This window comes from Candidatus Arthromitus sp. SFB-mouse-Japan (genome assembly GCF_000270205.1).
GTDB lineage: Bacteria > Bacillota > Clostridia > Clostridiales > Clostridiaceae > Dwaynesavagella.
Genome location: NC_015913.1, coordinates 1,534,118 through 1,546,514 on the forward strand (window position 1 = coordinate 1,534,118; position 12,397 = coordinate 1,546,514).

Annotated in this window: 10 protein-coding genes; 2 read left to right on the top strand and 8 right to left on the bottom strand. The window is 28.6% G+C overall.

Translation table 11 applies throughout. The annotated features are described in order from the left end of the window. Nucleotides 1-32: 32 nt before the first annotated feature. Both SFBM_RS07325 and murD read left to right on the top strand, forming a co-directional pair. Nucleotides 33-953, top strand: a complete 921-nt coding sequence (locus SFBM_RS07325) for a S66 peptidase family protein (RefSeq protein WP_005805099.1) — start codon at nucleotides 33-35, stop codon at nucleotides 951-953. 111 nt (nucleotides 954-1,064) lie between these two features. Then, a complete protein-coding gene (gene murD, locus SFBM_RS07330) occupies nucleotides 1,065-2,456 on the top strand; it encodes a UDP-N-acetylmuramoyl-L-alanine--D-glutamate ligase (RefSeq protein ID WP_014018071.1) in 1,392 nt (463 codons plus the stop codon). Between the two features lie 17 nt (nucleotides 2,457-2,473). Here murD and SFBM_RS07335 read toward each other — a convergent pair whose 3' ends face one another. The 8 genes from SFBM_RS07335 to tilS form a co-directional block, all read right to left on the bottom strand. Beyond that, nucleotides 2,474-3,859: a glycine--tRNA ligase gene (locus tag SFBM_RS07335; RefSeq protein WP_005805097.1), complete on the bottom strand. Its 1,386-nt coding sequence runs from the start codon at nucleotides 3,857-3,859 to the stop codon at nucleotides 2,474-2,476. Nucleotides 3,860-3,950: 91 nt separating this feature from the next. Next, nucleotides 3,951-5,045 (bottom strand): AAA family ATPase, encoded by a 1,095-nt coding sequence (locus tag SFBM_RS07340; protein ID WP_005805096.1) that lies wholly within the window; start codon nucleotides 5,043-5,045, stop codon nucleotides 3,951-3,953. Nucleotides 5,046-5,325: 280 nt separating this feature from the next. Then, nucleotides 5,326-6,798, bottom strand: coding sequence for a lysine--tRNA ligase (gene lysS, locus SFBM_RS07345; protein WP_005805095.1), 1,473 nt, complete (start codon nucleotides 6,796-6,798; stop codon nucleotides 5,326-5,328). Nucleotides 6,799-6,820: 22 nt separating this feature from the next. Continuing rightward, a complete protein-coding gene (greA, locus tag SFBM_RS07350; protein WP_005805094.1) occupies nucleotides 6,821-7,300 on the bottom strand; it encodes a transcription elongation factor GreA in 480 nt (159 codons plus the stop codon). A gap of 87 nt (nucleotides 7,301-7,387) precedes the next feature. Then, nucleotides 7,388-8,362 carry a tRNA dihydrouridine synthase gene (locus SFBM_RS07355; protein ID WP_005805093.1) on the bottom strand — a complete coding sequence of 325 codons (975 nt, stop codon included), beginning with the start codon at nucleotides 8,360-8,362 and terminating at the stop codon, nucleotides 7,388-7,390. Nucleotides 8,363-8,424: 62 nt separating this feature from the next. Further along, nucleotides 8,425-10,230 (bottom strand): ATP-dependent zinc metalloprotease FtsH, encoded by a 1,806-nt coding sequence (ftsH, locus tag SFBM_RS07360; protein ID WP_014018072.1) that lies wholly within the window; start codon nucleotides 10,228-10,230, stop codon nucleotides 8,425-8,427. Nucleotides 10,231-10,392: 162 nt separating this feature from the next. Then, nucleotides 10,393-10,932, bottom strand: a complete 540-nt coding sequence (gene hpt / locus SFBM_RS07365) for a hypoxanthine phosphoribosyltransferase (RefSeq protein ID WP_005805091.1) — start codon at nucleotides 10,930-10,932, stop codon at nucleotides 10,393-10,395. Beyond that, nucleotides 10,922-12,379 carry a tRNA lysidine(34) synthetase TilS gene (gene tilS / locus SFBM_RS07370; RefSeq protein ID WP_005805090.1) on the bottom strand — a complete coding sequence of 486 codons (1,458 nt, stop codon included), beginning with the start codon at nucleotides 12,377-12,379 and terminating at the stop codon, nucleotides 10,922-10,924. Before tilS ends, hpt begins: the two co-directional genes overlap by 11 nt. Between the last annotated feature and the right edge of the window lie 18 nt (nucleotides 12,380-12,397).

Genomic DNA, 12,397 nt, shown 5'->3' on the forward strand with positions numbered 1-12,397 from the left:
TAATAAATTTCAGTTTTAAATTGGAGGTTATAATGGCTATTCCCTGCAAAAAATTAATTTTCGGAGATAAAATATCTGTTATCTCTCCTTCCTCTCCATCTTCGAAAGAAACCATCAAAAATGCTCTTAATTTACTTAAATCTCTTAATTTCGATTACAAAATATATGATCATCTATACGATGATATTGGATACCTAGCAGGACTCGATATCCATAGAGCTAAAGACTTCAATAATGCATTAAAAGACAAAGAAACTAACGCAATAATATGTTTAAGAGGGGGATATGGAACCCTTCGTATTATGGATCTCATAGAATGGTCATTATATAAAAAAAATCCCAAGATATTCATGGGATTTAGCGATATCACACCAATTTTAAATTATATATTTAAAAAATTCAATATAATTACATTTCACTCACCTATGTTAACATCAAATCTAATGGATGAACACTCTAGAGATAGTTTAATAAACTCTATTACAATTCAAAAAAGCAATTACTTTATCAAAAATCCAGAAAATATATCTCTTAAATCCTTCCCTTCTAACAAAAATATAGTCACAGGAAACATAATAGGTGGGAACTTATCACTCATATGTTCTACAATATCAACAAAATATGAAATACCGTTTAAAAATAATATTCTGTTTATTGAAGAAATAAATGAATCTCCTTATAAAGTGGATAGAATGTTATCCCATCTCTATTTAAGCGGTAAAATTCAAAAGTGTTCAGGAATAATATTGGGTCAGTTCACAGATTGTAAAGATGACAATGGTGTAAACATAGAAGATCTTCTTCTGGAAAAATTACGTTTATTTAAAAAACCTTGCATATACAACCTATGTGCAGGACATGGTTCTCCAAGACTCACTATACCAATAGGAGCCCGTGCAAGAATTAATACTAATAATTCAACTATTGAAATACTAAAAAGTGTAGTAATATAAAACACATTAAAATTAAAGTAGATATTTAAAATATCTACTTTTTTATATACCCATTTAAATAATTTTATAATATAATATCGTTATCTCTTGCATTATTTTGTCGGAGGATATATGAGACAGGATTTTAAAGACTTTAAAACTAATATTAAAAACAAACACGTTGCAATCGTTGGATTAGGTATAAGTAATATTCCATTAATAAATTTTTTATCTAAATTAGGTTGCAAAATCACTCTATTTGATAGGAAAGATATTGAAAATTTTTCGAATTTGGAAATAAAATCATTCAATAAACTAAACATTAAATTTGTATTTGGAAAAAATTATCTAAATTACATTAATAATTTCGATTATATATTTAAGACTCCTTCTATTAGGTCTGATATTTTAGAGTTCGAAAATGCTAAAAAAAACGGTTCTATAATAACCTCCGAAATAGAAGAACTCCTTAGGTATTGTCCATCAAAAATATATGGTGTGACAGGAAGTGATGGAAAAACTACCACTACTAGTATTTTATATAACTTATTAAAAAACTCAGGATATAAAACATGGGTTGGAGGTAATATAGGATTCCCTTTATTTAGCAAAATTGAAGAAATGAGAGAAGATGATAAAGTTGTCTTAGAACTATCTAGTTTTCAACTTATGAACATAAATATATCTCCTGATGTATCTATAATAACAAATATATCTCCTAATCATTTGGATTATCATAAGGACATGAATGAATATATCGATTGTAAGAAAAACATATTTAGATTTCAAGATGATAATAGCATTACAATATTAAATAGAGATTGTTCTATTACTAATTCCTTTGATAAAGAATTAAATGGAAGATCTAGAAAGTTTTCTATTAATCATTTCGATGATAAAGAAGTTATAAAAAATGGTTCATATTTAAAAAATGATGAGCTCTATGTATTAAACCAAAGAATACTTCACAAAAATGATCTAAAAATTAAAGGTGATCACAATATGTTAAACTTTGCAGCTGCAATACTTGCAACAATACCTGATATATCTTACTCTACAATTAAAAATTTTGCTAAAGAATTCAGTGGGGTAAAACATAGAAATGAATTTGTCGATACAATAAATAACATACATTTTTATAATGATTCCATAGCCTCAACTCCTACACGTACTCTTGCTACCTTATCGTGTTTTGATCAAAAAGTCATTCTAATTGCCGGAGGATATGATAAAAACATTTCCTATGTTCCGTTATTAAATGGTTATGATAAGATTAAAAAACTCTACCTAATAGGCGCAACTAAACAAAAAATATACGATGTATTTAAAAAATACTCTTCTGATATAGAAATAATCATATTTAATGATTTTAATGAACTCGTTTCACATGCATATAAAAATGCATGTGAAAATGATGTTATACTTCTATCACCAGCTTCGGCAAGCTTTGATATGTTCAAAAATTTTGAAGAACGAGGAGATAAATTTAAAGAAATCATCCAAAAAATAAAAGCTAGTAAATAAAAATTTACTAGCTTTTATTAAAATTCAAATTTAAGATTAAAATATTCATCCAAACAATCTATATTAATCCTAACTTGATCCATTGTATCTCTATCTCTAATGGTTACACTATTATCTTCAAGCGAATCAAAATCAATAGTTACACAATAAGGAGTTCCTATCTCATCTTGTCTTCTATATCTCTTACCTATAGCTCCTGATTCATCATACTCACAATTATATTTTTTACTCAATTTTTCGTAAACTATCATAGCTTTATCAGATAATTTTTTTGATAAAGGTAATACACCAATTTTTACAGGAGCTATAGCTGGGTGAAATCTCAAAACTGTACGAATATCACCATCTTTTATATATTCCTCATCATATGCACTACACATTACGCTCAAAAGAAGTCTATCAACTCCAAGAGATGGCTCTATACAATAAGGAATATATTTTTCATTTAATTCTTGGTCAAAATATGTAAGATCCTCCGATGAATGATTCATATGTGCTTTTAAATCGTAATCCGTTCTATCAGCAATTCCCCATAACTCACCAAATCCAAAAGGAAATTTAAACTCAATATCAGTTGTAGCATTTGAATAAAATGAAAGCTCTTCCCTAGAATGATCCCTAATTCTCAATTCTTCTTCCTTTATTCCAAGATCTCTTAAAAATTTTAAACAATACTCTCTCCAATATTCAAACCAATTTAAATCCTCACCAGGTTTACAAAAAAACTCAAGCTCCATTTGTTCAAATTCTCTAGTTCTAAATATAAAATTCCCTGGAGTTATCTCATTTCTAAAACTCTTACCAATTTGAGCTATTCCAAAAGGAAGCTTTTTTCTTGAACTTCTGAGTACATTTTTAAAATTAACAAATATCCCTTGAGCAGTCTCAGGTCTTAAATAAATTTCAGCCTTATTATCCTCAGTAACACCTTGAAATGTCTTAAACATCAAATTAAAACTTCTTATATCCGTATAGTTCTTCTCCCCACACTTAGGACAAACTATATTTTCATCATCTATAATTTTCTTTAACTCTTCTTTAGAATAACCATCAATTCCAAGAATCTCACGTCCACTGTCTATAAAATAATCATCTATTAATTTATCTGCCCTAAATCTACTCTTACATTCCTTACAATCCATAAGAGGATCAGAAAATCCACCAATATGACCAGATGCTATCCAAACCTCTTTATTCATTAAAATAGCAGAATCAAGCCCAACATTATATTGACTTTCATATACAAATCTTTTCCACCAAGCCTTCTTTAAATTATTCTTAATTTCAACTCCTAACGGACCATAATCCCAAGAATTTGCAAGTCCACCATATATCTCAGATCCCTGAAATATAAATCCCCTGTTTTTACATAATGATAGAATTTTTTCCATTGAAACGTCCATAATTTCCTCCAATAATAAGCATTCCCTTTATTATAACAAAAATATATAAATTAAAAAATATAAATTAAAAAATATGCACTTAAACCATTATCTATAATTCTATATCCTTATCTCTGCTTATAGATAGATCATACAAATTATCTTTAAACATTTCATGTATAGTGGTTCTTATAGCTCTTGCTCCTAATGGATGATTCAAACATTTATCTACAATATTTTTGATTACTTCTTTTTTTATTTTTATAGATTTCCCCATCAAACTAAAATAATTTATAACTTCTCGTTCAAGCTCTATTTCTGTTATAGCTATTAAATTCTCTTTAGTTAACGCATTTAGACAAACAATTAAAGGAAATCTTCCTATAAATTCACTAAGTATTCCATAATTAATAACATCCTCAAGTTTAACATAACGTCTTAAGTCATCTACTTCTAAATTATAATTGTAATTGCTATTTTCTTTAAAACCAAATATTTTTTTAAAACTTCTCTCTCTAACATACCTCTCAATTCCTGTAAATGCACCTCCACCTATGAAAAGGATATTTTTTGTATCAACCTCTATAGTTTCATTATCATCAGTTTGTATTCTAACTATTGTTCCTTCAAGCATCTTAAGAAGATTTTGCTGAACACCTTCTCCAGATACATCCTTAGCCTCTCCATTTTGTCCGCTTTTTGAAATCTTATCTATCTCATCTATAAACACAATTCCATACTCCGCAATCTTAACATCACCATTAGCCTCTTTAAGTAAATTTTTTATAATATCATATACATTTAATCCAACATATCCAACCTGAGTGTACGCAGTAATATCAACCTCAACAAATGGAAGCTTGACTATCTCAGATAAACTTTTAATAAGAAGAGTCTTACCACTACCACTGGGTCCGATAAGCATAATATTTCCTTTGTTTAAATTTAATATATTAGAATTTTTAATCCTAAGTATATGTCTATACATCTCAAAAGACAATACCTTCTTTGCATAATCCTGTCCTATAACTTTTTTATCAAGCTCTCTTTTTATTTCATTTGGGTATATTATGTCTATCTGTACCTCAGACAACTCACTAAAAAATAATACCTCACAATCCTTACAAAGAACTAAATCATTATTATTAGAATCATTTCTCACAACATATGTTTCAGTTTCCTTAAGACAACACATGCACTTTCTCATACCTATATACCCCTATATACCCCTTAAAATTAAATCTCTAAAAACTAATATTTATTATGCTCAATTAAAAACATTTTAAACAAATAAAGGAGCTAGGTGACTCTACCCCTTAAATATTATTTCATATATTTAAATTTCCTATAGAATTCAAATGTAATTAGTATGTTATAAAAACAGTACTTTTCCATTTACATAAAAAAATAAAAAAACTCCTAAAAGATATTCATTTTTTAGGAGCTACATAAATCTCAAACTAAATTAAATAATTAAATTGTATTATCTAATCATTCCTTAAGGGTTTCATTGTAGGAAATAATATTACATCTCTTATAGAATAAGAATTCGTCAAAAACATTACAATCCTATCAATTCCAATTCCAAGACCACCCGTTGGAGGCATACCATACTCAAGAGAATACATAAAATCCTCATCTATAGAATAAGCCTCATCATCTCCAAGTTCACGCTCAAGCTCTTGCTTTAAAAATCTTTCCCTCTGAACTATAGGGTCATTAAGTTCTGAATACGCATTGCATATTTCACGACCATATATGAATCCTTCAAATCTTTCAGTAAAATCATCATCTCCTCTTTTCTTTTTCGTAAGTGGAGATATTTCAACTGGATAATCGATAATAAAAGTTGGCTGTATTAATTTATTCTCCACATATTTTTCAAACATTGCATTTAAAATTTCACCTTTAGAACAATCTTTAAGATCCTTTTTAAACTCAAGCTCATGTTCTTTTGCAATATTATAAGAATCTTCTATTGTTAAAGTTTTAAAATCAATACCAGAATATTCTCTTACAGCATCAAGCATAGTTATCCTTCTCCACGGAGGAGTAAAATCAATCTCTGTTCCCTGATACTCAACTTTCATACTTCCACAAACTTTTAAACACACGCTAGATATTAAATCTTCTGTAAGTCTCATCATATCATTATAATCAGAATAAGCTTCATAAAGCTCAATCATAGTAAATTCTGGATTATGTTTTATATCGATTCCCTCATTCCTAAAATTTTTACCCATTTCATAAACCTTATCAAATCCAGAAACTATAAGCCTTTTTAAATAAAGTTCTGTTGCAATTCTCAAATACATATCCATATTAAGCGTATTATGATGAGTTAAAAACGGACGCGCCGCAGCACCTCCTGCAATTAAGGAAAGTATTGGAGTTTCAGCCTCTAAATACCCTCTATTATCTAAAAACAACCGTATCTCAGATATTATCTTGCTTCTCTTTAAAAAAACATCTTTAACATCCCTATTCATTATTATATCTATTTCTCTGTGTCTATATCTTAAATCCGGATCTGTTATACCGTGAAACTTCTCTGGAAGAACTCTTAGAGATTTTGATATCAAATCAATCTTTAAAACTCTTATAGTAACTTCTCCAACTTTAGTTTTAAACACTTCACCTTCAACCCATATGATATCACCTATATCATAAGAAAAAACGCTATCTAACGTCTCTTTACCCACTATATCTACTTTAATAAAAATTTGAATCTGCCCTAATGTATCCTGTATAGTTATAAATCCTGCCTTTCCTTGTCCTCTCTTAGTCATAATTCTTCCAGCAAGCTTTACAATCTTACCTTCATAATCTAAATAATTATCAATTATATTCTTAGAATAATCTGAAACATCTACCTTATAAACATTAAATGGATCCATTCCTTTTTCTTGAAGATCACTGAGTTTATTACGGCGTATTATCTCTTGTTCATTAAATTCCATATTCGTACTCCCCTTAAATTATCTACTTCCTCTGTATTTTAACAATCTTATACTTGCAGTTTCCACCTGGAGTATTAACTATAAATTCTTCATCTACTTTCCTTCCTATAATCTCTGCACCAACAGGCGACTCATTTGATATCTTATTTTCAAAAGTATTGGTCTCAGCCGACCCAACTATTGTATATGTAACTTCCTCTTCAAATTCAAAATCATAAAGTGTAACTACAGATCCAATAGATACGACATCTGTTGAAATCTCACTTTCATCTATAAGTTCAATATTTTTAAGTTTATTTTCTATCTCAGCAATTCTTCCTTCAACGAAAGCTTGTTCATTCTTAGCCTCATCATATTCTGAATTCTCACTTAAATCACCATATCCACGAGCAACCTTAATCTTTTCTGTAACTTCTTTTCTTTTAATAGTTTTTAGATATTCAAGCTCTTCCTCTAATTTGCGCAAACCATCATTAGTAATTAGATATTTCTTATCACTCATAAATACAATCTTCTCCTTTAATAAAAAATTACTAATAAAAAACTATTTGATAATTATAAAATAATATTAGTTTGTGTGTCAATGTAATCAAGCTATATTCTTATATTCTTCCAACAAATTTAATATTTTATTAGGATCAGTCATTTTAAATATCTCACTTTTAAGTTCAGTCGCTCCGTGAAGTCCTTTAAGATACCAACCTATTTGCTTACGCATCCCAAACACTGCCACTCTCTCCTCTTCATATTTTAAAGCTTTATTATAATGTTCAATTAAATCGCTAACAATAAATTCATGTGTTCTTACTTTAGGAATATACTTCTTACCTTCAAGCTTCGAATTTAAATAATTATTTAAATCTTCAAATATCCAAGGCCTACCATGAGATCCACGGGCAACAGCTGCAAATCTACATCCAGTATGATCTAAAATATCAAATCCATCATTACAATTAAATATATCACCATTTGCAATGATAGGAGTTTTAACCATCTTATTAGCTTCTCTTATAACATCCCAATCTGCCTTCCCTTTATACATCTGCTTTGTATATCTACCATGTATTGTTATAAAATCAATATCATTACATTCAAGTACTTTTATAACATCATAACAATTTATCTTATTTTCATAATATCCAATCCTTATCTTAACCGATAATGGCTTCTTTACTGCACTTCTCAATTTATATGTTATCTCATCAACTTTCTTGAGATCGAGCGTAAGAGCAGACCCATCACCGTTTTTAATTATCTTTGAGGCAGGACATCCCATATTAACATCTAATATTTTTACATAATCAAGACTTGATATAATTTCACCTGCATGTACTAAATGCTCAGGATTACTCCCAAATATCTGAACTCCAACTTTCTCTTCCAAGTCACCCTTTTCAAATATTTTCTCAGTTTTATCACTTTTATAATAAAGTGCCGTTGAACTCACCATTTCTGTAAAATTTATCCCATCATGATACTTTACACACATCTCACGAAAAGCAATATTATTTACACCTGCCATCGGAGATAAAATAAATCTACTTTTAAATTCATCATATACCATCGTTTAATTTTCTCCTTATAAACATAAATAAAAAAGTCTTAGATAAAATCTAAGACTTACTTTTAAGAGTTTTTGAATAATTCTTCAAACTCTTCACCATCAAGCTTTTCTTTCTCTATTAGAGCCTTGGCAACTGCATGAAGTTTTGATATGTTCTCTGACAAAAGCGTTTGAGTTTTATTATACGCTTTATCTACTATTTTTTTAATTTCTTTATCAATTTTAGATCCTAGCTCTTCTGAAAAATTTCTACTCTTTGTGAAATCTCTTCCCAAAAATACTTCATTATCTCCTCCAAAAGAAATAGTTCCAATTTCTTCACTCATACCATATTCCATAACCATTTTTCTTGCGATGTTACTAACTCTATCAATATCATTTTTAGCTCCTGTGCTTATATCGCCTAGAACTAATTTCTCGGCAACACGACCACCTAAAAGTGATATCATATCTTTCTCAAGGTCAGACTTAGAAATATAATCCTTATCCTCATCAGGTAAATGCATAGTGTATCCACCTGCCATACCTCTTGGTATAATACTTATCTCATGAACTTTATCATATTTATCTAACAATCTAGATACAACCGCATGACCAGCTTCATGATAAGCTGTAAGCTTATTAGTTTTCTCAGTCCTAATCTTACTTTTCTTCTCAGGACCAGCTAATACCCTAGTTATAGCTTCTTCCATTTCATTCATAGTTATAAATTTCTTGCCACGTCTAACTGCTAATAAAGATGCTTCATTAGTTAAATTTTCAAGATCAGCTCCAGTAAATCCAGGAGTTCTTTTAGCAAGTACATCTAATTTAATTTCCTCTGATAAAGGTTTATTTTTAACATGTATCTTAAGTATTTCTTCTCTACCCTTAACATCAGGTGCTCCAACTATTATTTGTCTATCAAATCTTCCTGGTCTTAATAATGCAGGATCTAATATATCAGGTCTATTTGTTGCTGCAATTATTATTATTCCCTCATTTACTCCAAATCCATCCATTTCTACAAGTAACTGATTCAAAGTTTGCTCTCTTTCATCATGTCCTCCACCAAGACCTGCTCCTCTATGTCTACCTACAGCATCAATCTCATCTATAAATATAATACATGGAGAATTTTTCTTAGCTTCATTAAATAAATCTCTAACTCTTGATGCACCTACACCAACAAACATCTCAACAAAGTCTGAACCAGATATACTGAAAAACGGTACTCCTGCTTCACCAGCAACAGCTTTTGCAAGAAGGGTCTTACCAGTTCCAGGTGGTCCAAATAACAACACACCTTTAGGAATCCTTGCTCCCATTTCTATATACTTCCTAGGTTCTCTTAAGAAATCTACAATTTCTTCAAGCTCCTCTTTTTCTTCTTTAGCACCAGCAACCTCTTTAAAAGTTATCTTTTTAGTATCTTGAGTAGCCATTTTAGCCCTACTCTTACCAAAATTCATAACTCCTCGTCCGCTTCCTCCACCTTGGGATTGTTGCATAAATAAAAACCACAAACCAAGGGACATTACAATAATTATTAAAGACGGAACAAATTGAAGCCAAGCAAAAACATTGCTTTGTTCTTCGTATAATTCAACTACTTCTCCATTTTTCGGATATTTATCAAATAATAAATTTAATCTATTTTGAGGTACAACAGTAACAAATTGCTCTCTGTTTTTAAGGCTACCCTCTATAGCCAAACTTCCTTCTCTTATTTTTATACTTTGTACTTCATCATTTATCCAATACTGTTCAAACTTACTATATGGTATAGTTTTATCTGTCCTTGTAGATTCAAAATAAAAAAGTCCAACTATAAAAATCATAACAACTATTACAATCCAAGTTGTTATATTCGAAAAGCTTTTCTTCATTATTTTAACCCCCCTCCCTTTATCAAAATAAATACTATAAAATTTTATCACACCAATTTTTATTAAACAAGTCAGTTGTTTTATTATTTATCAAGTTATTTTATTTTTAGATATCTTCTTATTTACTAATCATTCCAATATAAAATATTACCAATTTTAAATTTATTTATACACACTCTCATCAAGCACACCTATGTATGATAAATTTCTATATTTTTCAGCATAATCAAGCCCATATCCAACTACAAATTCATTTCCAACTTTAAATCCTTTATATTTAGCATCTATATTTACCTTTCTACCACTAGGCTTATCCAATAACGTTATTATTTCAACACTTTTAGCACCCTTGCCTTTTATATAATTACAAATATAATTTAGCGTTATTCCCGTATCTATAATATCCTCAACAATTAATATATCCTTTCCCTCAACAGACATATCTAAATCTTTCATTATTCTAACTTGTCCTGAACTAATAATTGAATTACCATAAGACGATACACCCATAAAATCAATTTCAACATATGTATTTATATATTTCATGAGATCAGCCATAAACATCAAAGACCCCTTTAATATACACACAAGGAGTAACTCTCTATCTTTATAATCTCTACTTATTTCTTCTCCCAATAATTTAACCTTACCTTGAATTTGTTCCTTACTTATTAATATATTTTTAATATCATTATTTATCATAAATATTCTCCTCTATAAAATCTAATTTTATTTTCAATAATTTTTTACTATCAGGCATTACCTTATAATCATTACTATTTCTAACTCCAACCACCCAAACAATTGTATTATCAAAGCAAATTAAAGGTATACAACTCCTATTAAAAACCTTCTCATTTATAAAAAAATCTTTTAATTTTTTGTCCCTGTCCATCCCAAAAGGTTTAAATAAATCTCCTATCTTCTTATTCCTAATAGCTATAGATTCTTTCAAATCATCTATAGAGAAATATTTTTCATAATTTAAAGTAAAATCTAAGTTGCAATTTTGATTCTCTAATACTTTAAAGCTAATTCTTAACTTTGAACCTAAAAACTTAACATTTCGCTCTATGAAATTCACTTCTCCAAGTTTAAGTTTTAATATATCATTTCTATCAATTAATTCTAAAAATGAATATTCAACATCCAAAATGTTTGGAGCTTTACTTAAAATTTTTATACATTTATTATAATTTACAACAAATAAATTTTTCTTAATCTGTATGATCTTATATACATTTTTAATTGATAAATCTTCTATGTACTTTATATGTTTAAAACTTACATTATTAATATGTCCACAAAACATAAAAATACATTGTCTAATAAGTCTATATAAAATAGATTTATGTAATGTAAATACATTTTTTTGTATAGTTATACAATCACAATCAATACTTACGTATTTATCTATAAAACGTTTTACAATATCTGAAAAATATTCATTGTCATAGCTCGAGATTTCTTTTAAGGTTAAAATATTTTTAGATATATCCTTAGAGAAACTTTCATTTATTTTTGGAATAAGCGATAGTCTAATTTTATTTCTTAAATAATCTTCAGACAAATTACTCTTATCTATTATGAACTCTATATTATTGTTATTTAAATACCTCTCTATATCATTTAATCTACTTAAACACAATATAGGTCTTATATAAAAACCATCTCTTTTTACTTTTATTCCCTCTATTCCTTCTATTCCAGTACCATTAAAAATTCTCATAATAATAGTCTCAACATCATCATCAGCGTGATGTGCTAAAGCACATTTTGTTATGATACCTTTATTTTTCAAATTGGAAAATATATTATATCTAGTTTCCCTCCCTCCCATCTCTACAGATATCTTTCGTTCATTACTGTATTTTAAAACATCAACTCTAAATGATTTAAACTCAATATTATTTTTTATACAAAAATTTTCAGAGAACTTCTCATCTAAATATGAATCGTTCCCTCTTAACATGTGATTTACATGAATTGCTAAAATCTTAAATCCTAAAGATAAAGATAATTTATTCAAAACATATGTCATAAAAACAGAATCGGCTCCACCAGATAAAGCGCATCCCACAATTTCCCCATAGGAAATTAAATCATTTGAGATAATAAAATTCTTAATTTTCTTTATAGTATCATCCATAAAATTTCTCCAAATATG

Excerpts from the sequence above, each read along its gene's own strand:
- SFBM_RS07325 (WP_005805099.1), top strand. The coding sequence starts at position 33 with ATGGCTATTCCCTGCAAAAAATTAATTTTCGGAGATAAAATATCTGTT.
- murD (WP_014018071.1), top strand. The coding sequence starts at position 1,065 with ATGAGACAGGATTTTAAAGACTTTAAAACTAATATTAAAAACAAACAC.
- SFBM_RS07335 (WP_005805097.1), bottom strand. The coding sequence starts at position 3,859 with ATGGACGTTTCAATGGAAAAAATTCTATCATTATGTAAAAACAGGGGA.
- SFBM_RS07340 (WP_005805096.1), bottom strand. The coding sequence starts at position 5,045 with ATGAGAAAGTGCATGTGTTGTCTTAAGGAAACTGAAACATATGTTGTG.
- lysS (WP_005805095.1), bottom strand. The coding sequence starts at position 6,798 with ATGGAATTTAATGAACAAGAGATAATACGCCGTAATAAACTCAGTGAT.
- greA (WP_005805094.1), bottom strand. The coding sequence starts at position 7,300 with ATGAGTGATAAGAAATATCTAATTACTAATGATGGTTTGCGCAAATTA.
- SFBM_RS07355 (WP_005805093.1), bottom strand. The coding sequence starts at position 8,362 with ATGGTATATGATGAATTTAAAAGTAGATTTATTTTATCTCCGATGGCA.
- ftsH (WP_014018072.1), bottom strand. The coding sequence starts at position 10,230 with ATGAAGAAAAGCTTTTCGAATATAACAACTTGGATTGTAATAGTTGTT.
- hpt (WP_005805091.1), bottom strand. The coding sequence starts at position 10,932 with ATGATAAATAATGATATTAAAAATATATTAATAAGTAAGGAACAAATT.
- tilS (WP_005805090.1), bottom strand. The coding sequence starts at position 12,379 with ATGGATGATACTATAAAGAAAATTAAGAATTTTATTATCTCAAATGAT.